This window comes from Sporotomaculum syntrophicum (assembly GCF_009932395.1).
Classification (GTDB): Bacteria; Bacillota; Desulfotomaculia; order Desulfotomaculales; family Desulfallaceae; genus Sporotomaculum; species Sporotomaculum syntrophicum.
In genome coordinates, this window is the sequence record NZ_LSRS01000020.1 from 1 (window position 1) to 503 (window position 503).

1 protein-coding gene is annotated in these 503 nt (G+C 47.5%); it reads right to left on the reverse strand.

The annotated features are described in order from the left end of the window. Positions 1-503, reverse strand: a 503-nt coding sequence (locus SPSYN_RS15450; RefSeq protein WP_161823379.1) for a PEGA domain-containing protein, incomplete at both ends; no start/stop codon positions are given.

Genomic DNA, 503 nt, shown 5'->3' on the forward strand with positions numbered 1-503 from the left:
GTGTATTCGCCGGGTTCTAGTTTGTAGGTCCCGTCTTCTTCTGCTGCTTTTGCGTTCCCTTCGCTGTCTTTGACTACGATGGCTGCGCCTGTGGGTGTTACTGCAAAGGTTAGTTTATAGGTGACTGGGGTTACTGGTTCTATGGTTAGGGTTCTAGTTGCTACGTTGGTGCCTTCTCCCACTACTACTGTTAATGTGCCGGTGGCGCCTGCAGGTATTTTAAAGTCAATGCTGTAGTTGCCGCTGGCGTCGGATTTTTTGCTATCAAAGAATATTATATTCTGAGCTTCGTCTACCACTTTTATTGGTACCCAGGCGTTGGGGGCTGTTTTACCGGATGCTGTTACTGTATCGCCTACCTGGGCTGTATCTTTGCTTAATTCAATACTGATTGATGTTTCTAAGGTTACGGTTATGGTCTCGTCCCGATCGGTTATGGTGATTGTACCGGTTGTCTCTTTGTAGCCGGGTTTGCTTATGGTGTAGGTGTATTCGCCGGGTTC